This is a genomic window from Marinobacter sp. GH_1, assembly GCF_048595985.1.
Classification (GTDB): domain Bacteria; phylum Pseudomonadota; class Gammaproteobacteria; order Pseudomonadales; family Oleiphilaceae; genus Marinobacter; species Marinobacter shengliensis.
The window spans coordinates 3,707,182-3,732,094 of sequence record NZ_CP184460.1 but is presented as its reverse complement, the minus strand read 5'-3'; the positions used below and the strand labels follow the sequence as shown (position 1 = coordinate 3,732,094).

At 59.2% G+C, this 24,913-nt stretch carries 29 protein-coding genes and 1 other RNA gene; 10 read left to right on the top strand and 20 right to left on the bottom strand.

Annotated elements, in window-relative coordinates; translation table 11 throughout:
* Positions 1–18: 18 nt before the first annotated feature.
* Together ACNSOI_RS17085 and rpiA are read right to left on the bottom strand one after the other, a co-directional pair.
* Positions 19–1,158: an acyl-CoA dehydrogenase family protein gene (locus ACNSOI_RS17085; protein ID WP_420194610.1), complete on the bottom strand. Its 1,140-nt coding sequence runs from the start codon at positions 1,156–1,158 to the stop codon at positions 19–21.
* A 141-nt stretch (positions 1,159–1,299) separates the two neighbouring features.
* The gene (gene rpiA, locus ACNSOI_RS17080) at positions 1,300–1,980 is read right to left on the bottom strand and encodes a ribose-5-phosphate isomerase RpiA (protein WP_061330715.1); all 681 of its coding nucleotides are present in this window, start codon (positions 1,978–1,980) and stop codon (positions 1,300–1,302) included.
* Between the two features lie 133 nt (positions 1,981–2,113).
* Between rpiA and ilvA the strand changes: the two genes are divergently transcribed.
* Positions 2,114–3,655: a threonine ammonia-lyase, biosynthetic gene (gene ilvA / locus ACNSOI_RS17075; protein WP_420194609.1), complete on the top strand. Its 1,542-nt coding sequence runs from the start codon at positions 2,114–2,116 to the stop codon at positions 3,653–3,655.
* A 313-nt stretch (positions 3,656–3,968) separates the two neighbouring features.
* Positions 3,969–4,136, top strand: a complete 168-nt coding sequence (locus ACNSOI_RS17070) for a hypothetical protein (RefSeq protein WP_167392875.1) — start codon at positions 3,969–3,971, stop codon at positions 4,134–4,136.
* On the opposite strand, the gene ACNSOI_RS17065 is transcribed toward ACNSOI_RS17070, so the two are convergent.
* The 6 genes from ACNSOI_RS17065 to ACNSOI_RS17040 form a co-directional block, all read right to left on the bottom strand.
* Entirely contained in the window at positions 4,118–4,753 is a 636-nt protein-coding gene (locus ACNSOI_RS17065) for a 5-formyltetrahydrofolate cyclo-ligase (RefSeq protein WP_420194608.1), read from the bottom strand. The two genes, ACNSOI_RS17070 and ACNSOI_RS17065, sit on opposite strands and share 19 nt — an antisense overlap.
* Before the next feature lie 4 nt (positions 4,754–4,757).
* Positions 4,758–4,937, bottom strand: a non-coding RNA gene (gene ssrS / locus ACNSOI_RS17060) — 6S RNA.
* A 63-nt stretch (positions 4,938–5,000) separates the two neighbouring features.
* Positions 5,001–5,297: a cell division protein ZapA gene (locus tag ACNSOI_RS17055; protein WP_072676232.1), complete on the bottom strand. Its 297-nt coding sequence runs from the start codon at positions 5,295–5,297 to the stop codon at positions 5,001–5,003.
* Positions 5,297–5,503 carry a TIGR02449 family protein gene (locus ACNSOI_RS17050; RefSeq protein ID WP_061330711.1) on the bottom strand — a complete coding sequence of 69 codons (207 nt, stop codon included), beginning with the start codon at positions 5,501–5,503 and terminating at the stop codon, positions 5,297–5,299. Before ACNSOI_RS17050 ends, ACNSOI_RS17055 begins: the two co-directional genes overlap by 1 nt.
* Before the next feature lie 119 nt (positions 5,504–5,622).
* Positions 5,623–6,900: an ABC transporter permease gene (locus tag ACNSOI_RS17045; protein ID WP_138435826.1), complete on the bottom strand. Its 1,278-nt coding sequence runs from the start codon at positions 6,898–6,900 to the stop codon at positions 5,623–5,625.
* Positions 6,897–7,553: an ATP-binding cassette domain-containing protein gene (locus ACNSOI_RS17040; RefSeq protein WP_396631670.1), complete on the bottom strand. Its 657-nt coding sequence runs from the start codon at positions 7,551–7,553 to the stop codon at positions 6,897–6,899. Before ACNSOI_RS17040 ends, ACNSOI_RS17045 begins: the two co-directional genes overlap by 4 nt.
* 126 nt (positions 7,554–7,679) lie before the next feature.
* On the opposite strand from ACNSOI_RS17040, the gene ACNSOI_RS17035 reads away from it, so the two are divergent.
* Complete coding sequence (locus ACNSOI_RS17035) at positions 7,680–8,195, top strand: DUF3299 domain-containing protein (protein WP_106693869.1); 516 nt, start codon at positions 7,680–7,682, stop codon at positions 8,193–8,195.
* Positions 8,196–8,201: 6 nt separating this feature from the next.
* Here the strand turns inward: ACNSOI_RS17035 and ACNSOI_RS17030 are convergent, their stop codons facing one another.
* Positions 8,202–8,795: a ZrgA family zinc uptake protein gene (locus ACNSOI_RS17030; RefSeq protein ID WP_061330707.1), complete on the bottom strand. Its 594-nt coding sequence runs from the start codon at positions 8,793–8,795 to the stop codon at positions 8,202–8,204.
* A 187-nt stretch (positions 8,796–8,982) separates the two neighbouring features.
* Here ACNSOI_RS17030 and ACNSOI_RS17025 point away from each other — a divergent pair, with 187 nt between their 5' ends.
* Genes ACNSOI_RS17025 through ACNSOI_RS17010 form a run of 4 tightly spaced genes read left to right on the top strand, consistent with a single transcriptional unit; the run spans position 8,983 to position 13,415 of the window.
* Positions 8,983–9,579, top strand: a complete 597-nt coding sequence (locus ACNSOI_RS17025; protein WP_061330706.1) for a UPF0149 family protein — start codon at positions 8,983–8,985, stop codon at positions 9,577–9,579.
* Positions 9,580–9,591: 12 nt separating this feature from the next.
* Positions 9,592–10,911, top strand: coding sequence for a Xaa-Pro aminopeptidase (gene pepP / locus ACNSOI_RS17020; protein WP_420194607.1), 1,320 nt, complete (start codon positions 9,592–9,594; stop codon positions 10,909–10,911).
* 4 nt (positions 10,912–10,915) lie between these two features.
* The gene (ubiH, locus tag ACNSOI_RS17015) at positions 10,916–12,202 is read left to right on the top strand and encodes a 2-octaprenyl-6-methoxyphenyl hydroxylase (RefSeq protein WP_420194606.1); all 1,287 of its coding nucleotides are present in this window, start codon (positions 10,916–10,918) and stop codon (positions 12,200–12,202) included.
* A complete protein-coding gene (locus tag ACNSOI_RS17010) occupies positions 12,192–13,415 on the top strand; it encodes an FAD-dependent monooxygenase (protein ID WP_420194605.1) in 1,224 nt (407 codons plus the stop codon). The genes ubiH and ACNSOI_RS17010 overlap by 11 nt, the downstream gene beginning before the upstream one ends.
* Positions 13,416–13,435: 20 nt before the next feature.
* Here the strand turns inward: ACNSOI_RS17010 and ACNSOI_RS17005 are convergent, their stop codons facing one another.
* The 9 genes from ACNSOI_RS17005 to ubiE form a co-directional block, all read right to left on the bottom strand.
* Positions 13,436–14,155: a 16S rRNA (uracil(1498)-N(3))-methyltransferase gene (locus ACNSOI_RS17005; protein ID WP_061330702.1), complete on the bottom strand. Its 720-nt coding sequence runs from the start codon at positions 14,153–14,155 to the stop codon at positions 13,436–13,438.
* Complete coding sequence (tatC, locus tag ACNSOI_RS17000; protein WP_072676241.1) at positions 14,152–14,934, bottom strand: twin-arginine translocase subunit TatC; 783 nt, start codon at positions 14,932–14,934, stop codon at positions 14,152–14,154. The genes ACNSOI_RS17005 and tatC overlap by 4 nt, the downstream gene beginning before the upstream one ends.
* Positions 14,931–15,395 (bottom strand): Sec-independent protein translocase protein TatB, encoded by a 465-nt coding sequence (gene tatB, locus ACNSOI_RS16995; RefSeq protein WP_061330700.1) that lies wholly within the window; start codon positions 15,393–15,395, stop codon positions 14,931–14,933. Before tatB ends, tatC begins: the two co-directional genes overlap by 4 nt.
* Before the next feature lie 11 nt (positions 15,396–15,406).
* On the bottom strand, positions 15,407–15,637 hold the full coding sequence (gene tatA, locus ACNSOI_RS16990; RefSeq protein WP_058092479.1) for a Sec-independent protein translocase subunit TatA: 231 nt from the start codon (positions 15,635–15,637) through the stop codon (positions 15,407–15,409).
* A gap of 87 nt (positions 15,638–15,724) precedes the next feature.
* A complete protein-coding gene (locus ACNSOI_RS16985; protein ID WP_061330699.1) occupies positions 15,725–16,054 on the bottom strand; it encodes a phosphoribosyl-ATP diphosphatase in 330 nt (109 codons plus the stop codon).
* Between the two features lie 12 nt (positions 16,055–16,066).
* Positions 16,067–16,483 carry a phosphoribosyl-AMP cyclohydrolase gene (gene hisI, locus ACNSOI_RS16980; protein ID WP_058092481.1) on the bottom strand — a complete coding sequence of 139 codons (417 nt, stop codon included), beginning with the start codon at positions 16,481–16,483 and terminating at the stop codon, positions 16,067–16,069.
* Between the two features lie 28 nt (positions 16,484–16,511).
* Positions 16,512–18,155: a ubiquinone biosynthesis regulatory protein kinase UbiB gene (ubiB, locus tag ACNSOI_RS16975; protein WP_286251950.1), complete on the bottom strand. Its 1,644-nt coding sequence runs from the start codon at positions 18,153–18,155 to the stop codon at positions 16,512–16,514.
* Entirely contained in the window at positions 18,152–18,793 is a 642-nt protein-coding gene (locus ACNSOI_RS16970; protein WP_061330697.1) for a ubiquinone biosynthesis accessory factor UbiJ, read from the bottom strand. The genes ubiB and ACNSOI_RS16970 overlap by 4 nt, the downstream gene beginning before the upstream one ends.
* Positions 18,793–19,575 carry a bifunctional demethylmenaquinone methyltransferase/2-methoxy-6-polyprenyl-1,4-benzoquinol methylase UbiE gene (gene ubiE / locus ACNSOI_RS16965; protein WP_420194604.1) on the bottom strand — a complete coding sequence of 261 codons (783 nt, stop codon included), beginning with the start codon at positions 19,573–19,575 and terminating at the stop codon, positions 18,793–18,795. Before ubiE ends, ACNSOI_RS16970 begins: the two co-directional genes overlap by 1 nt.
* Positions 19,576–19,692: 117 nt before the next feature.
* On the opposite strand from ubiE, the gene ACNSOI_RS16960 reads away from it, so the two are divergent.
* Positions 19,693–19,971: a polyhydroxyalkanoic acid system family protein gene (locus tag ACNSOI_RS16960; protein WP_061330695.1), complete on the top strand. Its 279-nt coding sequence runs from the start codon at positions 19,693–19,695 to the stop codon at positions 19,969–19,971.
* 6 nt (positions 19,972–19,977) lie between these two features.
* On the opposite strand, the gene ACNSOI_RS16955 is transcribed toward ACNSOI_RS16960, so the two are convergent.
* Complete coding sequence (locus tag ACNSOI_RS16955) at positions 19,978–20,727, bottom strand: FFLEELY motif protein (protein WP_420194603.1); 750 nt, start codon at positions 20,725–20,727, stop codon at positions 19,978–19,980.
* Between the two features lie 94 nt (positions 20,728–20,821).
* A complete protein-coding gene (locus ACNSOI_RS16950) occupies positions 20,822–21,745 on the bottom strand; it encodes an alpha/beta hydrolase (RefSeq protein ID WP_106693860.1) in 924 nt (307 codons plus the stop codon).
* A 348-nt stretch (positions 21,746–22,093) separates the two neighbouring features.
* Between ACNSOI_RS16950 and ACNSOI_RS16945 the strand changes: the two genes are divergently transcribed.
* Positions 22,094–23,461, top strand: coding sequence for a WS/DGAT domain-containing protein (locus ACNSOI_RS16945; protein WP_106693859.1), 1,368 nt, complete (start codon positions 22,094–22,096; stop codon positions 23,459–23,461).
* Positions 23,462–23,639: 178 nt separating this feature from the next.
* Entirely contained in the window at positions 23,640–24,743 is a 1,104-nt protein-coding gene (locus tag ACNSOI_RS16940) for a porin (RefSeq protein ID WP_106693858.1), read from the top strand.
* The last annotated feature ends 170 nt before the right edge of the window (positions 24,744–24,913 follow it).

The following is a 24,913-nucleotide window of genomic DNA, read 5'->3' as shown; positions in this document are numbered from 1 at the left end:
AGACCAAACAGACCAGGCTTAAAGCCTGATCTGTTTGGCAATCAGCTCCTTCATGATTTCCGTAGTGCCGCCGCCAATGGACAGAAGCTTGGCATCCCGATACAGCCGCTCTACCACGGATTCCCGCATATAGCCCATGCCACCGAACAGCTGTACCGCTTCGCGGGTAACCTTTTCGCACACATCCACCGAGAAGTTCTTGGCCATGGCCACCTGTTTGATCGGGTTCTTGCCGGCCTGCATCAGCGCGGCGCAGCGGTAGGTGTATTCCCGGGCGATGTCGATCTGCGTCGCCATGTCCACCAGCTTGTGGCGGGTGACCTGAAAGCCGGCGATGTTGCGGCCGAAGGCCTGGCGTTGTTTGGTGTAATCCAGGGCCGCCTCGTAGGCCAGTTGGGCGGTCATGTAGGCCATGACGGACAAGCTCAGGCGTTCGGCCAGGAAGTTGCTCATGATGGCGATAAAGCCGGCATTTTCGGCGCCAATCAGACGGTCTGCCGGTACCCGGCAGTCTTCGAAGAAGAGTTCGGCGGTGTCGCTGGCCCACCAGCCCATTTTCTTGAGTTTCTTGCCGGTGGAGAAGCCCGGTGTGTCGCGGTCGATCAGCAGCAGGCTGATGCCGGCGTGTCCCTCGCCTCCGGTGCGCACGGCCACGGTGTAGTGATCGGCGCGGATGCCGCTGGTGATGAACGTTTTGCTGCCGTTGACGATGTAGTGATCGCCATCTTTTACCGCCCGGGTCTTCAGGTTCGCCACGTCGGAGCCGCCGCCGGGTTCGGTAACGGCCAGTGCAGCAATTTTCTCGCCGCGTAGTACCGGCGGTACGATTTGTTCCCGAATTTCCTGCTTCGCCCACTTGGCCACCGGCGGCAGGCCAATGTCCAGGGAGCCGATGCTGGCCACAAAGCCACCGGAGGTGGAACGCATCAGTTCCTCGGAAACCGCCACTTTCATAAAAATGTCGCCTTCAGCGATGCCGCCCAGAGCCTCAGGGAAGCCAATGCCCAGAAGCCCTGCGTCGCCTGCGAGCTGGTAGATTTCCCGGGGGAATTCGCCGGCTTCTTCCCAGTCGTCTATGTAAGGGCGTACGTGGGTTTCGATGAATTTGCGCGCGGTCTGGCGCACCTGTTCGTGAGTTTCGTTGAAGTAGTCAGACACGGATTCGCTCCCGGTGTACTTGTTATTCGATGGGACGAGTGTCGCGCAATCTCCGTCACCAAGCAAGCGCTTGGTTTGTAATTCTCTGGGCACAAAAAAACTGGCCCGATTGGCCAGCTTTCGCAGGTAGTCCGTGGCCTGTCAGGCGCCGTTACGGGAGATACGCTTCACGCCCTCGCTGGTGCCCAGCAACAACAGGTCCGCCGGGCGGCGGGCGAACAGGCCGTTGGTGACCACGCCCACGATGTTGTTCAGTTTTTCTTCCATCTGGATCGGGCGGGAGATATCCAGGTTGTGGACGTCGATGATGATGTTGCCGTTGTCTGTGGTAACACCGTCACGGTACACGGGATCACCGCCCAGCTTGACGATTTCCCGGCCAACATGGCTGCGTGCCATGGGGATGACTTCCACCGGCAGCGGGAAGTCGCCAAGGATGTCCACCATTTTCGAGCCATCAGCGATGCAAATGAAGGTTTTGGCTACCGCCGCTACGATTTTTTCCCGGGTCAGCGCGGCGCCGCCGCCTTTGATCAGCTCCAGGTTGGCGTTGGTTTCGTCGGCACCGTCGACATAAAACTCCATCTCACTGACGCTGTTCAGGTCATAGACTTCAATACCGTGCTTTTTCAGGCGTTCTGCGGTGGCTTCGGAGCTTGCCACGGCGCCGTCGAATTCATCTTTGTACTGGGCCAGGAAGTCGATAAAAAAGTTGGCGGTGCTGCCAGTGCCCACGCCGACAATGCTGCTGCGTTCCAGTTTCGGGGCAATGTAGTCCACGGCTGCTTTGGCAACGGCTTGTTTGAGTTCGTCCTGCGTCATGGTGAGCTCCGGGAGAAAAAAGATGATTTTTCACGCATTATACGCGCCCAGTGTCTCTGCTTATAGACGGCTGCCGTGCAAAGTTTCTACACTGTAGGTTTTTCCAAGCCAATCACCAGCAACCGGAACCATCATGCCGCAACGCTACATCAAGAAGATTCTCGATGCGCGGGTCTATGACGTCGCCATCGAAACACCCCTGACTGAAGCCCGTAGCCTCTCCAAGCGCTTTGGCAACAATATTCTGCTCAAGCGTGAAGACCTTCAGCCGGTGTTTTCCTTCAAGATTCGCGGCGCCTACAACCGGATTGCCCAACTCTCTGAAGAGCAGAAAGCCAAAGGGGTGATTTGTGCCTCCGCTGGCAACCATGCCCAGGGCGTGGCGTTGGCGGCCAAGAAGCTGGGTATCAAGGCAGTGATCGTGATGCCCCAGACCACCCCGGAGATCAAAGTGCGCTCGGTGAGGGACCACGGTGCCCGGGTAGTGCTCAAAGGCGATGCTTTTGATGAAGCCGCGGCCCATGCCCAGGAACTGATCAAGAAACATGGCTACACCTACATCCCGCCCTACGACGACCCGGATGTGATTGCCGGCCAGGGCACCGTCGCCATGGAAATCATGTGGCAGTTCAGCCAACCGATCCATGCCATCTTTATCTGCGTGGGCGGCGGTGGCCTGATTGCCGGTATGGCCGCCTACATCAAATACCTTCGCCCGGAGATCAAGGTAATCGGTGTTGAACCCGAAGATTCCAACTGCTTGCAAGCAGCGCTCGCGGCCGGTGAACGGGTGGTCCTGGACGAAGTGGGCATCTTTGCCGACGGTGTGGCGGTCAAGCAGGTTGGCAAATACCCCTGGGAAATCTGCAAAGATTACGTGGACGAAGTGATCACCGTCTCCACCGACGAAATCTGCGCAGCCATTAAGGATGTGTTCGAAGACACCCGCTCCATCGCCGAGCCCGCCGGGGCTTTGGGTGTTGCCGGTATCAAGAAATACATCGAGCGTGAACAGATCGAAAATGAAAATCTGATCGCCACGCTCAGCGGCGCCAACATGAATTTCGACCGTTTGCGTTACATTTCAGAGCGCACCGAAATCGGTGAGAAGCGCGAGGCCATCCTGGCGGTCACCATCCCGGAACGCCCGGGTGCCTTCAAGACCTTTATCAACGCCTTGCACAAGCGCAGCATCACCGAATTCAACTACCGCTATTCGGACTCTGACGACGCCACCATCTTCGTCGGTATCCAGATCCAGGCCGGCGGCCACGGCCGGGAAGACCTGGTGCAGGAACTCCGCGAAAACGGCTACTCTGTGATCGACCTCACCGACAGCGACCTGGCCAAACAACACATCCGCCACATGGTCGGCGGCCATGCGCCATCGGTGGATAACGAAGTGGTGTACCAGTTCGAATTCCCCGAACGCCCGGGTGCCCTGCTGAAATTCCTGATGTCCCTCGGCACCCGCTGGAACATCTCCCTGTTCCACTACCGCAACCACGGCGCCGCCTACAGCCGCGTGCTGCTGGGAGCACAGGTCAACGAAGCGGAAATTCCGGATTTCGAAAAAATGTTGGAGAAGGTGGGTTTCCGCTACGAAAACATGACCGATAACGAAGCCTACCGGCTGTTCCTGGGCGCGGGTAACGGAAGCGCAAACGAAAAGTAGAAACCGGGCCAAACCACCCAAGTAGAATCAGGGGGTGGATGGGCTTTACGAAACTGTGCGGAGCCATGGATGGCGGAGCCCAAGCGTTACATGGATGTGCCGAAGGAGCGTGTTTCGGAAAGCCCATCCACCCCCTGATTCGGGGACCCAGGACCGATTCGGCCTGTTAGTGCCAAAAACCCTTACATAACTGTAACGAGTCAAAAATTGTAAAATTGAAGTTACGTGTTAGTCTTTCGTCTAATTCTCGGACCCGAGAATAGCTAGCTGATTTTCCAACTAATTAACTCAAAGAAAAAACGGGAAATACGTAATGGGTAACAAGCCTGACATCATCCGCGCCATCGTGCTCATCTTTGCTGTCGGCCTTGTCATTACCGGCTTCACTTCCATCCAGGCCTCAGAAGACAAACGTGCCGACCGAGCGGCTGCGCCAGCGGTCGGGTTTATCCAGTCTGCCAATCAGGGCCTGAACCGGTAACAGCGCTGGTCCGTAACCACGCCGTGCAGGGGCACATCCCAGGATTCTATCTGTAATTCACGGACTTTCTGAAAATCGTGGGCCAGCCCTATCAGCTTGGGCGCCATGGCCGGTCTTATCCGGCTGAAGGCGAACGTGCGGTCATAGAACCCACCGCCCATGCCGAGCCTTCCCCCCTGCTCATCAAAACCTACCAGCGGAAACAGTACCGCATCCAGTGCCCAGGCCGGTCTGCGCCTTGAGCGTGGAAATGCCGGTTCCGGGATGCCAAAGCGATTAGCGGTCAGTTCAACGCCGTCAAAGTACGGACTGAACACCAGTTTGCCCGGATACACCGGGTGCAGAATTGGCAGGTAAAACCGAATGCCTTTGCGCCGGCCCAGATCAATGAAAAGGCTTGGGTCGATCTCGCCATCATTGGGCAGATAGATGCCAATATGCCTGGCACGGTAAAGGTCGGGGTGCTTCAGAAGGTTCAGTGCCAGTCGTTCCGAGGCTTGCTGTTGCTGTTCGAAGGATAAGGCTCGGCGTTTTTGCCGGAGGTGCCTGCGGAGCTCCGTCCTGGACAGGGTGTCCGGATGGGATTCAAACGGTTGGGGGGAGTGGAAATGACTCAAAATAAAGCTTCCCGGGCTGCCGTTATCGGATGTAGCCCTTGAACCCAAAGTTCAAGGTCGGTGGCCGCTGTGACATATTAGGCTTTCCCCCTTGGGGGACATGCTCACAATGCCCTGAAGTGGCCACCTGGGTAGTGCGCATCGGCTCGAGGACGTACCCGACCAGCGAACAGCCCAGGAAGTTGATCCCATTATACGGGCAGGGTCGGGGCCGATTGCAACCCCATTTCCCGGAATCTTTCTGAAATCAATTTCCGGACGATTCTCCGAGGGCTTCGTCCAGCCGGTTGTCCATGGCTCTGAGCAAATTGCTGGTTGCGTGAGACATGGTATCGCGCTCCAGCAGTTCGTGGGTAATGTTTAGCGCGGCCATCACGGCAATGCGCTCGGTTCCGAACACTTTGCCACTGGAGCGGATTTCCCGCATTTTGTTGTCCAGATGCCGGGCCGCACGAAGCAAGGCCTCTTGCTCTTCCTGCGGGCAAGCCACCAGGTATTCCTTGTCGAGTATTCTGACTTCAACGGTGGTTGATGACTTTGACATCAGTGGTGCTCCAGCGCCCTCAGGCGGCCTATCATGGCTTCAATCTTGTTTTTGGCAAGATCGTTCTTGTGCATTAGCTGGGCTCGTTCCCGATTCCAGTCGTCCTGCAGCTCGCGCAACAGGGCGTTATCCTTCTCCAGCTTTTCGCAGCGTTCAATCAGCTTGTCCAGCTTGTCCGCTAATGCCTGTACTTCGGACTGTTCCATGACGTGCCCAACAACGGTGATGTAAGTGTGAGTAACTATAAGTGCCGACGCCAAACCGGTCAATTTAACGCATTGTCATGGCGCGGATTCCCGTGATGGCCATCACCTTCGGCGCGGGTTCAGTCTGTATCGGCGGCACCAAATCCCTGTTTCCGGCTCTTTCGCCAGGTGCTGGTGGCCGGTACCAGTGATACCAGCAGGGCTGACACCGGAACGGCAGCCAGCAGTAACCATTCGTCCTGTTTCAGCGGGCGCAGGCTGATCTGAATGCCGAACTGCTCCAGCAGCCAGGGGCTCAGACCGGCAATTGCGCCAGCCCCGACAATCAGGGCGAGCAGGCAGGCGGTGAGGGCCAATACTACGCACTCAAAACTGTAAAGTGACGCGATCAGCGCGGGGGAGGCGCCCGTAGCCCTTAAAACCGCCACTTCACGCTGGCGTTGAGCCTGCAAGGTAAGCAGTACCGCCACCAGTCCGATCAGGCTGGTAACAACCACGAAGGCGCTGATTCCGAGCAGCGCTTTTTCAAATTGCCCCATCATGCGCCAGAGCTCGCTCAGCGCGACACCGGGGAGAATGGCGGATAACGGCTCGTCCCGGGACTGGTTCAGTTCCCGTTGTACCTGAAACGTGAGGATGGGCTGACTCAGGCCGACAAAGGCCGCCGTGATGGAGTCTGGTGTAAAGTCCCTGGCTCTGGCGCGGTCCGGGGATAAACCCCGGCCAGGGATGGCGACACCGGATTCCCAGCCAACATGGATAGCTTCCATGGCATCGAGGCTGATATAGACGGCCTGGTCGACCGGCGTCCCGGTGGGTGCAAGCACGCCGGATATCCTGAAGGGCAGGTCGGTGTGATTGGAGAAGCTGGTGCGACCGCCCCCGTGAGACAACACGATCTCATCGTTGAGGTGATGGTCGAGTTGCCTGGCAACACCGGCGCCGAGGACCACGTCGAACAGGTCGTCAAACCACTCGCCTTGGGCCAGTTCCAGAGACTGGTTGTTGCCGAACTGGAGCCGGGCCAGAAACTGGTCGTTGGTGGCGACCACCCGATAGCCACGATAGCTGTCCCCCAGTGAAATGGGGATGGCCCAATCAATTCGGCGATCCTGCTCTAGCTTCTGGAAGCTGGACCAGCGGATGTTGTTGGTGGCATCACCAATATGAAACACCGTGTACAGCAGCAGGTTAAGCTGGCCACTCCGGGCGCCGACGATCAGGTCGGTTCCGCTGATGGTGCTGGTGAAAGACTGGCGGATTTCGGTGCGCAGGTACTGGATGCCCAGCAGCAGGGACACGCTCAGAGTCAGTGTCAGGCAGACCAGAGCAAGCACCCGGCGGCGATACCAGAGGCTGGCGGTAGCGAGGGAGAGGGCAAGTTTTACTTTGCTCATGGCGTCGCTCCCAAAGCTTGTTGATGATGAAAGTGGCTGGCCAGTGCGCGGTCATGGCTGACAAAGATAACCGAGCTGCGCCGCTGTTCAGCCAATGCCAGTAGCAGGTCCAGAAAACGGTCCCGGTTGTCTGCATCCAGTGCCGAGGTTGGCTCATCAGCCAGGATGATTTCCGGTGCGCCAATCAGTGCCCGGGCAGCCGCCACCCGCTGTTGCTGGCCAACGGAGAGTTCGGTCACGCCTTTGTGCCAGTGGTTGTCCGGGATCGCCAGCTGCCTGAGCAGGTCCGCTGCCGATGTCTCGGGGTCTGGGCTGGTGCGGGTGCGGCGCACCGCAGACAGGCGGCAGGGCAAGGTCACGTTGGCCAGCGCGCTCAGGTAAGGCACCAGGTTGAACTGCTGGAAGATCACGCCCATGTGATTTGCCCGGAACCGGTCGCGAGTGCCGGCCTTCAGGCTGGACACCGGCTGTCCCAGAAGTTCGATGGTGCCAGACTCCGGGGCCAGCATACCCGCCAGTAATCCCAGCAGCGTACTCTTGCCGGTGCCGCTGGGGCCATGCAGGAACAGATGCTCTCCCTGGGCAAGCCGGATATCGGGGAAGGCCGTGGCGGTTGTCTGGCCGGGCCATCGAAAGGCCAGTTGGCGTGTCACGATCGCAGGTTCCGGTATACTGGAACCGGATTGGTTTCTTGCTGTCTCGGTGCTCATATCCGTATTGTCTTTGCCGTTGTATGATGGCGTCCGTTACACGGTTGACCCCATGGGGAGTGGTTGTACATGTTCGATACCTTGCAAATCCGGAACCTGCTTGCGCGGCTTGGACCGATGTTACTGCTGATGGTTTCATCCGTTGCCCTGGCAGAGCCGCGGGAGATCGACTGGCTGGAACTGATGCCGCCGGAAGATCTGGCGCTGCTGGAGAGTATGCCGGAAATTGAGCACGAAGGAGACGGCCCCGTCCTGTTGCCGGACGAAATCATGACCGGCCGGGTTGTTCCGGAGATGGGTAACGTAGAAGGCCGGATTCCGGGTTTTGTCGTGCCCCTGAAAGTCACCAACGACATGCGCATCCTCGAGTTCTTCCTGGTTCCCTATTATGGCGCCTGTATTCATGTGCCACCGCCACCGCCGAACCAGATTATTCACGTCAAATATGAAGAAGGATTCACGCTCCGGGCTTTGTATGACCCGGTGTGGATAGAAGGCGAACTGGTGATCGAACGTACCGAGAATGATCTCGGTACGTCCTCCTACTCGCTGGTAGCGACGTCGGTCAAACCCTACAGCGAGTAGCGGCTGCTAGCGGCTCAGCCGGAACTGGGTGGTACCCGGCGACAGGCGCGTGGCGCCTTGCCCCTGGGGACCGACCCACTGCACATTGAGATGCTCAAGTTCAGGGAAGCGGGCCATCAGGCCGGTTTCGAACTGAGCTGACTCCGATAAACCCGGGCAGTTGAGTGTCTGGGTGATTTCTATGTCTGCATGACCAGAGTCATGATCGTGGTCATGGTCGTGACTATGACTATGGCTGTGACCATGGTCATGCTTGTGGTGGTCTCCTTTTGCTTCACCCCAGCCCACGTGCATGGCGCTGGAGACCAGAGTGCAGTTGCCGGCCACGGTATTGATCATGGCGGTTTCACTGGCCCATTGTTCGGTGTCGTTCACCCGTTGGCGCTGTTCATCCGTGCGGGGCTTGTGCTCGAAACCGATCAGGTTGTAGGCGGGTGACAGAAGCAGTAGATCTACCCGCTCGTTATCAATCGCCATTTGCAGGTCGGCGTGCCCATGCTGGTGCGCGCCCGGGTTGTCGGAGGCTAGAACCGGCCATGCGGCCAGGCTGAGTGATAGCAGCAGGGTTGTTGAACGTGCGGATGCGCGTGGGTAAAACATGGTTGGTACCTCTCGCAGCTTTGATACGTTATAACATTTTTGATTTTTGCCAGTGCAAAAGCAAGCCTGCCGGTACCCGGAAGTGCCACTTGTCTGCCGGAATGCTAGGATAGAGGCTTGCTCAAATGTATACGGAACCCGGCTGGTAGAACGGCCAGGCTCCCCTGACACAGGAACACAGGGTTTCATGTCTGACACCGATAGTACAGGTGCTGCCCGCGCCGCTGAATTTGAACGCTGGGCCAACGTTTACACCACACACAAGGCGTTCAGCCACCCCTCTGAGCTGCATGGTGCATTGTGTGGTCGATTGGCGGCTGGTTCCCGTATTCAGGAAGACGAATGGCTGGCCATGGTTTGTGAACAGATGGGGCTTGCCACTCAGGCCATGGAAGAGTCCGGGGATCTGGCGCCATTTATGAACGGCGCCTACCAGACGGCGCTCGCGCAGTTGCAGTCGTCAGACCTCAGTTTTCACCCGTTGCTGCCGGATGATGATTACGCCATTGATCAGCGCCTTGAGGCACTGGTGGCCTGGGTTCGGGGTTTCCTGGAAGGCATGGCACTGGCGGCCGGAGCATCCCTGGGGCAGGCTCCGGACGAGATTCGCGAGCTGATTGAAGACATGGTGGCTATCAGCCAGTTGTCGGAAGATGAAGAATCGGATGAAGAAAGCGAGCAGCAGTTGCTGGAGATAACCGAATACATCCGGCTGGGTGCCCTGGCGGTATTTACCGAGTTCAACGAACCGGAAAAGCCGGCCAACACCCCGACCCTGCATTGACCTGGAGACATCATGACCTCAATGATTTCCGTGAAAGAGTTTGCTGAGCGCCGGCGCAAGTTGATGGACCGTATGGCGCCAGACAGCATCGCGATCCTGCCGGCGGCCCCGGAACGGGTCCGGAACCGGGATGTGCTGCATCCGTTTCGCCAGGACAGTGATTTTCAGTATCTGACAGGCTTCGGCGAGCCCGAGGCCGTGCTGGTGCTGATTCCCGGCCGTGAGCACGGTGAAACCGTGCTGTTTTGCAAAGAGCGGAACCCGGAGAAAGAACTGTGGGATGGTTTCCTGGTGGGGCCGGAAGGCGCCATTGAGCGCTTCGGTATGGACGATGCCTTTCCGATTTCCGACATCGACGACATCCTGCCCGGAATGATTGAAGGCCGCAGCCGGGTCTATTACCCGCTGGGCAAGGACCACGCCTTTGATAACCGGGTGATGGACTGGGTCAAGGTTATCCGCAGCAAGGTGCGCGCAGGCGCCCATCCTCCCGGCGAGTTCGTGGCCCTGGAACACCTGCTGCATGACATGCGGTTGTACAAAAGCGCCGCTGAAGTGAAAGTGATGGCCAAGGCCGGACAGATCAGCGCCGAAGCCCATTGCCGTGCCATGAAGCGGGCACGCCGGGGCGGTTACGAATACAACCTGGAAGCCGAGCTGATCCATACCTTCATGGAACACGGTGCCCGTTCAACGGCGTATCCTTCCATCGTGGGTGGCGGTGCCAACGGTTGCATCCTGCATTACATCGAAAACAGCTCGCCCCTGAAAGAGGGCGATCTGGTGTTGATTGATGCCGGCTGCGAGCTGGAATGCTACGCCTCGGATATCACCCGTACCTTCCCGGTCAGCGGCCGTTTCAGTTCGGAGCAGAAAGCCCTGTACGAAGTGGTGCTGGCGGCCCAGTACGCGGCAATTGACGCCGTGCGGCCAGGCAATCACTGGAACCATCCTCACGAGGCGGCACTGAAAGTGCTTACCCAGGGGTTGATTGACCTGGGGCTGCTCTCTGGTTCGCTCGATGACGCCATCGCCAGCGAGGCCTACAAGCCCTTCTTTATGCACCGGACCGGTCACTGGCTGGGCCTGGATGTGCACGATGTGGGCGACTATAAGGTGGGTGATGCCTGGCGCGAACTGGAACCGGGCATGGCGTTGACGGTGGAGCCCGGGCTTTACATCGCGCCGGACAATGCCAATGTAGACGCCAAATGGCGAGGCATTGGCATTCGCATTGAAGACGATGTGGTGGTCACCAAGGAAGGTTGTCGGGTTCTCACTGGCGATGTTCCGAAGACCATTTCCGAGATTGAAGCGCTGATGGCGGACTGACACAGTGACAGACACCCGCACCGATACCGATCTGATCATTGCCGGTGGCGGCCTGGCCGGGGCCACTCTGGCGCTGGCGCTGGCGCGCGTGGTGCCGGAGTTACGGGTAACGGTAGTTGAAACCTTTCCACTGTCGCCAGATGCCTTGCCCGAAGACTACCAGCCCAGTTACGACGCACGCTCCACGGCGTTGGCCTGGGGCTCGCGGCTGATCTTCGAAAACCTTGGGCTGTGGCAGGTACTGGCGGAACATGCCACGCCAATCCACCACATCCACGTGTCGGACCGGGGGCGATTTGGCGCAACCCGTTTGCATGCGCAGGATCATGGTCAGGCCGCCCTGGGCTATGTTGCCGATAACCGCTGGATGGGCCTGAGCTTGATGCGGGCGCTGCTGGACACCCCCGTGAGCTGGCAGGCACCGGCGGAAGTCACCGGTATGACGCCGATGCCTGGTGGCGTTCGTGTCGAGATTCGCAAGGGTGACGACCAATACAGTCTGACCGGGCAGTGCCTGGTGGTGGCTGATGGCGGCCGCTCTGGCCTGCGGGAGCAGCTGGGGTTTGTGACCCGCACCGAAGACTACGGTCAGAATGCCCTGATTGCCAACGTCTCCACCAGTGACGCACACGGATTTACCGCTTTTGAACGCTTCACCGAGGCGGGCCCTATGGCCTTGCTGCCCCATGGCTCGCCGGTGACGGCGAAAAACCAGTCCGCCCTGGTGTGGACGCTCACCGACAGTGCGCTGGAGCAGGTACTGGCACTGTCCGATGACCAGCGATGCCAGGCCTTGCAGGAACGCTTTGGCTGGCGCCTGGGGCGCTTTACCCGGATAGGGGAATGTCATCATTACCCGTTGAAACTGACCACGGTGGATGAAGCCGTGCGCCCGGGCGTTGCGTTGGTCGGTAATGCGGCCCACGCGTTGCACCCGGTCGCCGGGCAGGGGTTTAACCTGGCCCTGCGCGGGCTGATGACCCTGGTGGAGCAGTTCCGGCGAGCGGTGGACGAAGGCACGCCGCTGGGTGATCTGTCGATCCTGGGTGAGTATCAGCGCCTGCACCGGCAGGACTGGCAGCAAACCGTGCAGTTTTCGGATTCCCTGATTCGTGTATTCGGGCAATCATTGCCACCTCTGGCGGCCGCCCGGGACGCGGGCCTGGTGGGCCTGGATCTGGTACCCGGCGCCAAGCGCTGGTTTGCCCGCAAAGCCATGGGCACCGGTGGCCGTAAACCCATTGTTTCCCGTGCCGATTGTTCGAAGGAGCCTGCCCGCAATGACCAGTGATTCCGGCAATTCGCAGATGGATATCCTGATTGTGGGTGGCGGCATGATTGGCTCAGCACTGGCCCTGGGGCTGTCCCGCCAGGGCTGGCAGGTCGGGTTGATTGAAGGTGCCCCGGCAGCGGAGTTGGTTGCACCGGCGGCCCCGGCAACCGACGTGAACGCCTTTGAGCCCCGCGTCAGCGCTATCTCCCTGGCCAGCCAGCGCCTGCTGGATGAGTTGGGTGCCTGGCGGCGGGTGCAGGACAGTCGCCATTGTGGCTACCGGCAGATGACGGTGTGGGACGGTGACGGCACCGGGCGTATCCATTTTGATGCAGCGGAGCTGCACGCCAGCTCACTGGGCACCATTGTTGAGAACCGGAACATTGTGCGCGCGCTGTTTGAAGAACTCGCTGACAGTGAAGTAACACTGTTTGATGGCGTCCGGGTGAAGGCCTGGCATGGCCGCGACGGTGTTGAGCTGGAAGACGGTCGGCGCCTGAATGCCCACCTTGTGGTCGGAGCCGATGGCGCCATGTCTCGCTTGCGGCAATGGAGTGGCCTGGCGACGCGGGAATGGGATTACGATCAGCAGGCAATTGTATGTACGGTCCGCACCCGCCAATCGCACCGCTACACCGCCTGGCAGCGCTTTTCGCCAACAGGGCCCCTGGCCTTTTTGCCGTTGCTGAATGAAGCCGGCGATGACCATTTCTGCTCAATTGTCTGGTCCCAGGATACGTTGGAAGCAAAACGTCTGATGGCGTTGGACACCGAGGCGTTCAGGCAGGCGTTGGGTGTTGCCATCGAGCAGCAACTGGGTGAGGTGCTGGAGGTCTCCGAGCGTTTTGCCTTCCCGCTGCGCCAGCGACATGCCAAGGACTATGTTACCGACGGCCTGGCACTGGTAGGGGATGCCGCCCACACCATTCACCCGCTGGCAGGCCAGGGTGCCAACCTGGGCTATGGGGATGTGCGGGCCCTGCTGGAAGAGTTGGCTCGGGCAAAAGCCCGCAACCTGGCCCCGGACGATGCCCTGGTGCTGGCCCGCTATCAGCGGCGCCGGAAAGGGGAAAATCTCACCATGATGGCGGCGATGGAAGGTTTCAAGCAGCTGTTTGCCCGGGACGAGCTGCCGGTTCGCTGGTTACGGAATACCGGTATGCGCTGGCTCAACCAGTTGCCCATGCTGAAGAATCGCGTGGCGGCCGAGGCCATGGGTATCACGGAATAAGAGACGGCTTTGCGGGTAGCTCAGCCGCAGGCATCAAACAGCCGGCTGATCAACACTGGCACGGCCGTTTCCACCCGCAGAATGCGGGGCCCCAGATGCACGCCCTGGCATCCGGCCTCTTCCAGTTTGCCCACTTCGTAATCGGTAAAACCACCTTCCGGCCCGATGCACAGGGCTGCCGGCTCGTTCAGGTGAACCGGGCAGGGTGCGGTGGTGCCGGGATGCGCCACCAGTGCGATTTTATTTGCCAGCAGGGCCGGTAGTTCGTCTTCCACAAAGGGTTTGAACAGCTTGCGGATATGCACCTGTGGCATCACCGTATCTTTAGCCTGCTCAAGGCCCAGCGTCAGGTTTTCCTTAAGGTTGTCGTCTGACAGCCACGGAGTTTGCCAGAAGCTTTTTTCCACCTTGTAGCTGTTAATCAGCCAGATATCCTTCACCCCCAAGGACGCGCAGGTCTGCAGCACGCGGCGGAACATCTTTGGCCGTGGCATGGCCAGGATCAGGGTCAGTGGCAGGGGCTGTGGTGGGCGTTGGCTGAGCGTTACTTTCAGCTCCGCTTCGGAGTCTGTCAGGGTCAGAATCTCACCGGTGCCCATGGCGCCGTTGGCCCGGCCGACCGGAATCTGGTGGCCGGTACTGGCTTTGAGTACGGTCCTCAGGTGTTCAAGGCGGCGACCGCGGAGCAGCACCCGGTCTGTGCCGGTGAAGTCTTCGTCGAACAGCAGCGCCAGATTCATGCGGAGTCGGACTCGCCCTCAGAGGCGTCATCGACACGTCGGTATGCCAGGCGCCCGAACAGGATGCCGAATTCGAACAGAATCCACATGGGCACCGCCAGCAGGGTCTGGGAAATAATGTCGGGCGGGGTCAGCAGCATGCCGATGATAAAGCAGGCCACCACCACGTAGGGGCGTTTTGCGGCCAGATCCTGGGGTGTAGTGGCACCTGTGAGGATCAGGAGTACGGTGGCAATGGGAATCTCGAAGGCCACGCCGAAGGCAAAGAACATTTTCAGCACGAAGTTCAGGTAACTGCTGATGTCTGGCAGCTCGACAATGCCCTCGGGCCCGATGGCGGTGAAGAATCCGAAGACCAGGGGGAAAACAACGTAATAGGCAAAGGCCGCGCCGGCATAGAACAAGATGACTGAGGTAAACAGCAGGGGAAACGCCAGGCGTTTTTCATGGGCATACAGGCCCGGTGCTACGAAGCTCCAGAGCTGATACAGGATCACCGGGATGGCGGCAAATACCGCCAGCACCAGGGCCAGTTTCAGGGGCGCAAAGAAAGGCGAGGTGATGTCGGTGGCGATCATGGTCTGGCCCACCGGTAAAAGCTCACGCAGTGGTAACGACAGCCAGAGGTAAAGGTCGTTGGCGAACGGGTAGATAAAGGCAAAACACACAATCACGGCCAGCACCATTTTCAGGAGCCGGTTGCGCAATTCGAGCAGGTGCTCGATCAGGGGCATCTCCTGTTGTTCAGGAGGTATCGGGTTACTGCCTGGGTCGCTCATGAACGATTATCCGATGGCCGCTCTGGTGTCGTGCTGCTGGCTTCACCGCTGGCTTCCTGATCGGCGTTGTCGCCTTGCGGAGCGGGTTGCGGAGACTCGGCGGTGGACTGATTGGTGCTTTCCTCGCCGGCAAGCCGGCGGGTTGCCGGTGCGGGCCGCGGTTTGCGGGTCTCGCTGTCTGGCAGGATCATGTGTTCGTATTTCTTGGCTTCATCGAGGGCGCCGCGGACGGTTTTCTCCATGTCGTCCAGGCCGACGTCACCGGCCTTGCGGAGCTCTTCCCGCAGCTCTTCTGCCTTGAGCTGGCGATCCAGTTCCGAGGTGAACTGGCCCACCATGCGCCGCGCGCCGCCAATCCACCGGCCCGCAGCCCGGGCAGCGGTAGGCAGGCGCTCAGGCCCAAGTACAAGCAGCGCGATGATGCCGCAGATCAGCAGCTCAATGAAGCCAATATCGAACATTCAGGTGGTACTCAGCTTTGCTTTTCCCGGGGCTTCTCTTCGGCCGGGGCCTCAGTTTTCTCAGCCTGCTGGCCTTCCAGCGTGCTCTGATCAGCGGATTTTTCTTCTTCGTCGCTCATGGATTTCTTAAAGCCACGAATTGCGCCGCCCAGATCACTGCCGATGTTGCGCAGTTTCTTGGTTCCGAACAACAGGATGACGATGCCGAGTACGATTAAAAGTTGCCAGATGCTGATACCCATGAGGGTTCCTCGTTCAATTGTTGCTGTTCCATGACATTGTACGCCAACGGCGACCGTTCCCGGAAATCCCCGTTAGGGGTACCTCTTTTACGAGTTCCGCGACGCTTTCTCTTCAAGGCCTGACAGGTCGAAACGACTGGCCAGTTCATCAATCACATCTTTTGGTCCGAGCCCAAGCCGGGAGAGCATCACCATGCTGTGGAACCACAGATCGGCCGTTTCGTACACCACATCCCGGGTGTCCCCGGAGTGTTCAGCGTCTTTGGCGGCCAGCAGTGTTTCGGTGCACTCTTCGCCCACCTTCTCCAGAATCTTGTTCAGCCCCTTGGCGTGCAGGCTGGCCACGTAGGAGGTTTCCGGGTCGGCTTCCTTTCGGGCTTCCAGGACCTGGGCCAAGCGTTCCAGTACATCACTCACGGTGTCTGCTCCTCAATCACTGCCGTAGATGGCGTTCGGGTCTTTCAGCACCGGCTCGGCGCTGACCCATTGGCCGTCTTTCAGGGTCCGGTAAAAACAGCTTCGCCGACCAGTATGGCAGGCAATACCGCCTTTTTGTTCCACTTTCAGCAAAATGACGTCGGCATCGCAGTCGAGCCGGATATCCCGAAGTACCTGCTGGTGCCCGGAGCTTTCGCCCTTACGCCAGAGTTTGCCCCGGGATCGGGACCAGTACACTGCCTGGCCTTCCTCAACGGTCAGCTTCAGCGACTCGGCATTCATCCACGCCATCATCAGGATATCGCCGTTGTCGGCATCCTGAGCGATGGCCGGTACCAGACCGTCTTCTGTCCAGCGAATCTCATTGAGCCAGTCAGGCTGTACGACGTTAGCGGGGGAATCTTGCATTTTTGTGAATCCTGATAAATCCAATCGTTTAACGGCTACCCCGGAGCATGACCGCGCCGGCAAGGGCGAGCAAGGCCCAGCTCCAAAGTGGCGCATTGGCCACCAGCTGCGTGGCCTGCTCCTGAGTGCCCGCCAGGGCTGCGGCGGCGAGTACGGCGGCAATGAATCCCCGGCGCCACCGGCGGTCGCTGCGCTGTTGCTGCTCTTTCATTAACTCAAGCGTAGCGCGATTCTGTTCTTCCGTTGGGCCGCTGCTTCGAAGCTGCAATAGTGCATCATGAACCAGTTGTGGCATCTCCGGCGACTGTTCAAGCCAGGCCGGCAGGTGCGTTTGCAGCGATTTGATCAACCCGGCGGGGCCGATGCGCTGGCGCATCCACTTCTCCAGGAACGGCTGGGCGGTGCTCCACAGGTCCAGGTCCGGGTACAGCTGGCGGCCCAGGCCCTCGACGTTCAGCAGGGTTTTCTGCAGCAGTACCAGCTGCGGCTGCACTTCCATATTGAAACGGCGGGCGGTCTGGAACAACCGCAGAAGGAAGTGGCCGAAGGAGATGTCTTTCAGTGGCCGCTCGAAGATGGGCTCGCACACGGTACGGATGGCCGCCTCGAATTCATTCACCCGGGTGTCCGGCGGCACCCAGCCGGACTGTATGTGCAGCTGGGCCACCTGGCGGTAATCCCGACGGAAGAACGCGAGCAGGTTCCGGGCCAGATAGCTCTGGTCATCTGGCGCCAGGGTGCCCACAATGCCGAAATCGATGGCGATGTATTTCGGGTCGGCCGGGTTGGAGACGTCGACAAAGATGTTGCCCGGGTGCATGTCGGCGTGGAAGAAGCTGTCCCGGAACACCTGGGTGAAGAAGATCTCCACGCCTTTTTCGGCCAGCACTTTCATATTGACGCCGGCCGCTTTCAGGCTGTCTACGTCGGCAATGGGGATGCCGTGAATGCGCTCCATCACCAGCACGGATTTGCGGGTGTAGTCCCAGTCGATGAACGGGATGTAGATCAGCGGTGAGTTGTCGAAGTTGCGGCGCAACTGGCTGGCATTGGCGGCTTCGCGCTGCAGGTCCAGCTCATCGTGGATGGTGGCGTCGTAATCGGCCACCACGTCCACCGGGTGCAGCCGTTTGCCTTCAGACCAGTATTTTTCCAGCAGGCCGGCCATCAGGTACATCAGGCCAAGGTCCTGGCGGATCACCTTGTCGATACCCGGCCGCAGCACCTTGACCACCACTCTCTGGCCATTGGGCAGAGTGGCGGCGTGTACCTGGGCCACGGAGGCCGAGGCCATCGGGTCCGGGCTGAACTCGGCGAACAGCTCCGATACCGGTGCACCGAGGGATTTCTCGATAATGCCCCGGGCCTGGTCGCTGGGGAACGGCGGCACCCGATCCTGCAGTTGTTTCAGGGATTCGGCCATGTCGTCGGGCAGCAGGTCCCGCCGGGTGGAGAGAATCTGGCCAAATTTGACGAACACCGGGCCGAGTTCTTCCAGCGCCAGTCGCAGCCGGTCGCCCCGGCTCAGTTTCGGCTGGGGGAACAGGTGCCAGGGCGCCAGCAGGAAGAAGATCTTCAGCGGCGTGGGCAGTTCCGCCAGGGGCAGAAACGTGTCCAGCCGGTAGCGGCAGAATACCCAGGCAATTCGGAACAGGCGTTGCAGGCGGGTCACAAGGTCTCCGTATCGTTGTCGCTACCGGAACTCTCCAGCTGTGTCAGCCGGGCTTCCAGGCGTTCAGTACGCAGGTTGAGCTGGTCAATGTCCTGGAAGGTGGCCTCCAGCTCTCTGCGGCCGGGCAGGGCCCGGCTCTCTTCGTGCAGGTACTCTTCCAGATTGGCGTTCATGGCATTCGCAGCATGCCGGCTCCACTGCACAGCACTGCGGATGCGCTTGCCCAGAAAATGTGCCGGAAGGTCGCCAAGATGTCGGGCCATGGCTGCTTCCCAGTCCGGTTCCAGCTGGTTCAGGGCACGTTGCAGTTGGTGGGCCAGGGCGGTATTGCCCTGCACGCCCAGCCGATTGTCCGCAAACACCTGATCATCGCCGAGGGCGAGGGCAACAAAGGCCATGGGGCGGCCGGTAATGACCAACTCGGGGGCATCGGCGGGCTGACTGCGCACCTGAACCCGTTCGCCCACACGCTCCAGGGTCCAGGTTAACGGGACCGGTGCGCTGATGTTGAATTGTGCCGGCCCGGTCAGGGCGTCCAGCAAGGCCTGCCGGCCCGCTGTGTCCAGCTCCAATGCCCGGTTCAGCGCGATCTCTACAATGGCGCTGGCAGCGGACAAAAGGGTCGGGCCGGGGAACATCAGGGTTTGATTCCCACGTGCAGGGCGACAATGCCGCCGGTCATGTTGTAGTACTTGCAGTTCACCAGACCGGCCTGTTCCATCATACCTTTCAGGGTGTCCTGGTCCGGGTGCATGCGGATGGACTCGGCCAGGTACTTGTAGCTTTCACTGTCGCCGGCAATCAGCTGGCCCATCAACGGCAGGGCGGTAAAGGAATAGGTGTCGTAGGCTTTGCTCAGCAGCGGATTGGTAGGCTTGGAGAATTCCAGCACCATCAGCTTGCCGCCGGGCTTCAGTACCCGGGCCATGTCCCGCAGGGCTTGATCCTTGTCGGTGACGTTGCGCAGGCCAAAGGCGATGGACACGGCCTGAAAGCTGTTGTCCGGGAACGGCAGGTGCTCGGCATCGGCCTGCACATACTCGATGTTGCCTGCGTAGCCCCGGTCTGTCAGCCGGCTGCGGCCCACCTGCAGCATGGAGGCATTGATGTCGGCCAGCACCACCTTGCCGGTGGGGCCGACCAGGTCAGAAAATTTCATGGTCAGATCGCCGGTGCCACCGGCAATATCCAGTACCTGATGGCCTTGGCGAACACCGCTGAGCTCAATGGTGAAGCGCTTCCACAGCCGGTGAATGCCCATCGACATCAAATCGTTCATGAGGTCGTATTTGCCGGCCACGCTGTGGAAAACCTCGGCCACCTGGCTGGCTTTCTGGCTCTTGGGTACATTGCGGAACCCGAAGTGGGTTACGTCGTCCTGGCCGTTGCCGGGGGTGCCCGGTGCTTGCTGCTCGCTCATGGGTGTTGGTCCTGTCAGAATCTCAGGTTGGTATTCTAACCTTTGAGGGGTTGGCTACAAGTTTATTGCCGACTTACACTGTAAATCTGTCTCCAAACAACCGAGAAAACATGATCCATGTCTGTCATTGATATTCATCGCGCCCACTCCCTGGACAAAGCCCACGCCCGTGAAGCGGCGGAAACCCTGGCCAAGGACCTGTCGAAGCAGTTCGATGTCAATTACCAGTGGGAGGGCGACCTGCTCACGTTCAAGCGCAGTGGGGTGAAAGGCCACCTGGACCTCTCTGACAGTGATCTGCACATCCGCCTGGAACTGGGGCTGATGCTGCGCCCGTTCAAATCCCGTATCGAGCAGGAAATTCACTCGCAACTGGACCAGATTCTCACGGCCTGAGCCTGGTTAAAGGTTGCCCGGTACCGAAAAGGGTTCCGGGTGGCAGGCCAGAATGTTCTCCATCACCTGTCTTTCCCGACCGATCAGCCGTTCAATCAGTACGTCGACATCCTCCATCTTCCGGAATGCGCTGTAGCCCCGGTGCAGGAAACTGTGCAGATCGCCCAGCTCGGCCATTTCCGCCGGCCCCCGGCTCATCGACAGCAGCCAGCCCAGGGTGCGGTTGCGCACGTAGCGGTCCAACTGCTGGCCAGTGTCGGCCACCAGTTCCAGTTGCCGGCTGCGGATGCTCAACTGGCCGCTGGCCCGATAAGCGTCGCAATAGTCGCTGGTGGTGATTGAGGCGGTACTCAGGTTGTGTCGGTCAAACCATTGTGCCAGCTCTAGATCCAGGCTCTGGGTGACCAGATTCAGTTCAACCAGCCCGGCAAAGGTGCCCAAGAGGTGGTCTGGTAGCCACTTCACCATCTTCGGGAAGACCCGGTCGATGTTATCGTCCCGTTGGGTCATGCCGGCAGGGGCGTAAAGGTCTGTCAGCAAGAATTCCAGGCCGGTGTGGTAGCCGGGGTTCTGGTAAAGGTCCTGGTGCGTGGCTTTTAGCCGTTCCGCTTGCCAGTCGGCGATGCGGCGGGTGTCTTCCAGCAAGGGGTGGGTTGACTTGAGCTGGCGAAAGTCGTGGTATTCCAGTAGCAGGCGTTTAAGCCGGTGGGCGTTTTCTGAATTCACGTCCGTTGTGACCAGGCGCTCACGATACATGCAGGGGCTCCAATAAAACCGGCGACAAGAGGCATGGCCTCAGAAAAAGGCGCTCAGTTTAGCGAAGCGGAAACCGGGCTGCACCTGTTCAGGTTCAGCCCTCGGCGGCAATAGGCAGAGTTTCCAGGCCGGGTACCCATTCCTTGCTGTCCAGCGTGATGAAGTGGCTGGGGGCTTCGGTTTCGATGATGCGCATGTTGGTCGGGCTGGTACGGGCACTGGCCAGCATGGCATTGCGATCCAGGATGCGATCCGTTGCAGGTATCAGGAACGTGCCATGGCGCACATGCTGGTACACCGAGGTGTCTGTGCGGACCATCCACTCCATGATGTTTTCAATGTTGCGCACGATGGTCAGATGATCCTTGGTGGCATAGAACAATTTGTTCAGCAGCTGCCGTTTTCTCGGGTTCATCTTGCCAAAGAATGTCTGGCCGTAGGCGGATTGCGGCGCGCTGTTGATCAGACGGATCAGCCAGGGCCACATGCCGTGGCTGACCGGCTCCAGCAGCGTGGTCACCAGGGCGTGCAATTTGCCCTGGGGCAGCACTGGCGCTTCCAGCACAATTTCGACATCTTCGTACAGCTCTGGCCACTGCTTGATGGCTTCAAGAATCACCGCACCACCCCTGGAGTGGCCGTGGATCCGGATATTGCGGGTGCTGGGCAGGTTTTGCAGTGCCTGGTTCAGAATGCAGGCATCATACTCAATGGTACCTTCCAGGTGCTTTATGGGCACTTCCCAGCCCGGGTTCTCCGGCGTTACACCGTTTACTGGAATATGGTAATTGCTGCAGGTGAGAAGAATCAGTTCGGTGGTTGGACCATCGTACGCCTGGGTAAAGTAGCAGTGATTCTCCAGAAAGCCGTGCACACCGATGACGGTATGTTCCGCAGCGCCGCTATGATTACGCACCGATACGGCGCCTTTACCAACACGGTAAACCCGGCCTGAGAACATCTCTGAATAGGCGCTCTCGATAGGCTTGATCAGTTTGCGAACATGACTGGCTTTCATGATTCATCTCCCCCGGCATTGCAATGGACTGTTATTGGTTTTGGTTGTGCCGGTCTTTCATTTGTACCGCGTTTGGCTGGGCGAGTTAGTGGCACTACCGCCGAGATTTTCGGAGATCTGTAGCCAATCGCGCAGCATCGTGGTCCTTCTCTATAACCATTGCATCATTACATATAACCAGTATAGAGCCGAAGGGTTACTTGCAGGTAATTTTTTGTAACGCCGTGGGCGACGCACGGTGATGGAGCCCCGTAAAGGACTCTGGCACAATGCGGGATTGGCTTTTTACTTATCGGGCACGTTATTCATCGGGGACTATCAGGTTTGAACCAGGAGCAATCGCATCTCATGCTGCCTTCGGATTCGGCCTGGCTGGCTTTGGAACGGCCGGAAAACCCCATGACCATCACCATCATGCTCCGGGTTGACGGCCTGACGGCCGGCCGGTTCCGGGAATTTCTGGATGTGTACTGGACTGCCTGGGAGCGTTTTCTCTGTCGCCCGGTCTGGAAGGCGCCGGCCTGGTACTGGCAGAAAGACCCCACGTTTTCCGTTTCCCATCACCTTGATGTGGTGATAGATCGGTTTGATCAGCATCAGTTGCAGGACTGGGTGTCGGCGCGGCTGAACGAGCCGCTGCCGCGGTATCGCCCGGGCTGGAAGTTCTGGCTGGCGCCCAACGCCCAGGGTGGTGCGGCCTTGCTGCTGCGCCTGCATCATTGTTACGCCGACGGCCTGTCCCTGCTGGGCATTTTCTCAACACTTTGCCCGCCGTCGCCCCGGCAGTACCCGGCCATCTATGGCGCCGCCGAGTTGCCGCAGCTGGAACGGTGGACAACCTACGCCAGGCAATGGTTGGGGAATATGGCTGCCCAGGCAGGCCAGGTTTCCGGCGCGATACCGGATGATGGTCCCACCAAAGGGGCGGGGCACGCCGGGCGGGCTCTGGAGGCCAGTGCCCGGATGGTGCATGAGCTCAGCGAGTTTCTGGTGGAACCGGCCGATACGCCCTCGGAGCTTCGGCGGCCATTGCTGGGCAGGCGCAGCTGTCGGTGGTCTGAACCGGTGGCGCTTGACCGTTTTCGTGCAGTCGCATCGGCCACCCATACTACGATCAACGATGTGTTACTGGCCTGTGTGGCGGCTGCTGTGCGCCCACGCCTGGGGATGTCACCAGAACAGTTGGACGATGCGGTCATGCATGCGGCGGTGCCGGTGGATATCCGGTCCCGGATGCCGGAGGGGGTTCGGCCGGAAGACGGCGAGCCCGGCAACTGCTTTGGCACGGTGTTCGTGCCCATGCCGGTGGATGGTGCCAGTGCTCTGGAGCGGCTGTTCCGCATCAAGCATGAAACCCGCAAGCTCAAGAAGAGCTGGCAGCCGGGGATCGCCTGGGGGCTTACGGCCAGCGCAGCGCTGTTGCCGGAGGTGGGGCGCAAACCTTTGGCTGATCTGTTTTTCCGCAAGGCCTCGGCGGTGGTTTCCAATGTACCTGGCACGCCGGAGACCCGGTACCTCGCCGGTTGCGCCATCACCGAACAGATGTTCTGGGTGCCTCAGGCCGGCGATATCGGGCTGGGTGTGAGTATCGTCAGCTACGCCGGTCAGGTGCAGTTTGGTGTCGTGGCAGACGAGGCCATTTTGGCCAACCCTCATGAGTTTCTTGATGACTGCTTGTCTGAACTGGACCAGTTCCCGGGTGGTCTTTCCACGTAGTCGTACTTCCAAAGTTTCATTTCAAGTGCCTCCCAAATGAGCAGAAAACCTGCTCGCTGGAAGCATTCCCCCCTGTTGTTGCATCACCGACCATGGAAATCAGGCGTCAGACCTCGCCTGGAGCGATCGGATAACCGGTCCTCTTATCCCAGATTTCCAAAAAACAACCGGGGGATGTATGAAAAACAACAACTTCAGAAAGTCAGGGTTGGCCATTGCCATGATGGCGGCCATGGGAGCCAGTGCCGGAGCCAATGCGGCCATTGAACTGTACAATGAGGACGGCACCAGCTTTTCGGTGGATGGCTACTTCAATGCGTTTTACGTGAACCGTGATGACAAAGTCGCTGACGTGCGCAATTCCGACGTCAAGATGGGTTTTTTGCCGAACACCATCGGCTTCAATTTCAGTAAGGAGATGGGCGACCTGACACTGGGTGGCCGTTCATCGTTCTGGAGCACCATCAACGACAGCCTGCAGTCGCCGACCGACACCGCAATCGATGTGCGTCAACTGTACGCAACGGTGGATGGCAGTTTTGGTCAGGTCCTGATTGGTAAAGACTTTGGCCTGTACGCCCGTTCCAATATATTCCTGGATGAGATCCTGATGGGTTTTGGTTCTCCGGGTGCAGCCACAGGCGTGTCTTTCGGCAATATCCGCACTGGCTACCCTTACCCAAATCCGTCAGCCCAGATCACCTATCGCACACCGGACATGGGTGGCCTGAACGTTGCGGCGGGTATCTTTGAGCCTGCCAACACCACTCCGGGCGCCCAGTCTGAGCAGTCCGCCCCGCGTTTTGAGGCGGAAGTCACCTACAGCGCTGACCTGAACGGCGTGGCCCTGACGGGGTGGGTGAACGGTCGTCATCAGAGCTCCGAAAACGCCACTACCAAGATCGATAGTCGGGGTGTTGGGTATGGTGTGAAAGCGGCTGTGGCGGGTCTGTCCCTGACGGCTTCAGGCTTCACTTCCAAAGGCGACGCGCCCGTTCTGATTACTGATGGGGCTCTGGCCTCTGAAGAAGACGCCGATGGCTACCTGGTTCAGGCTTCCTACACCCTGGGGGCGAACCGCTTTGTGCTGTCTTACGGTGAAACCGATTCCGATCAGGGCAATTTCGAGACCGAGAATATGTCGGTGGCCGTGTTCCACGACGTTAACAGTAACTTCAAGCTGGTGGCCGAATACAACATGTTCGAGCAGGAAACCAAGTCTACAGGTGTGAAAACCGCAGACGCCAACACTCTGGCATTGGGTGCCGTTGTGATGTTCTGAGGAGCTTCGCTCCTGTCTATGGCCTTGCAGGTAGCCGGCAGGAAGCCGGTGCGCCTGCGATGGCCGTCTCAGACTAAAGTGCCGGTTTGCTCTTGCCAAAACCTGGCTGCGTCACCGGACATTGATTCAAGGGGAATATAATCAATGGCTTACGGAAGATTTGGCGCGCC